The sequence below is a fragment of the Bacillus sp. SIMBA_008 genome (assembly GCF_046535495.1).
In the GTDB taxonomy this organism is placed as follows: domain Bacteria; phylum Bacillota; class Bacilli; order Bacillales; family Bacillaceae; genus Bacillus; species Bacillus subtilis.
Genome location: NZ_JAWRWL010000236.1, coordinates 1 through 304, shown reverse-complemented (window position 1 = coordinate 304; position 304 = coordinate 1). Strand labels below are relative to the sequence as shown.

1 protein-coding gene is annotated in these 304 nt (G+C 52.6%); it reads left to right on the top strand.

The window, feature by feature from the left end; translation table 11 throughout:
* A partial coding sequence (gene era / locus SB658_RS22990) for a GTPase Era (RefSeq protein ID WP_410602568.1) occupies positions 1 to 304 on the top strand: 304 nt, incomplete at both ends.

Here is a 304-nt window from a genome sequence, read left to right as displayed (position 1 = left end):
AATTGATGAGTACCGTGCGCGCTATCCGTTTAAAGAAATCGTGCCGATCTCAGCTTTGGAAGGGAACAACGTCGAAACCCTTCTAGCGCAGGTTGAAGCGTATTTACCGGAAGGGCCTCAGTTCTATCCGAGCGATCAGGTGACTGACCATCCCGAGCGGTTCATTATTTCTGAACTGATCAGGGAAAAGGTGCTCCATCTGACAAGGGAAGAAGTACCGCACAGCATCGCTGTCGCTATCGAGTCCATTAAAGGGCAGGAAAACGGCTCCGTCCATGTCGCCGCCACCATTGTGGTCGAGCGG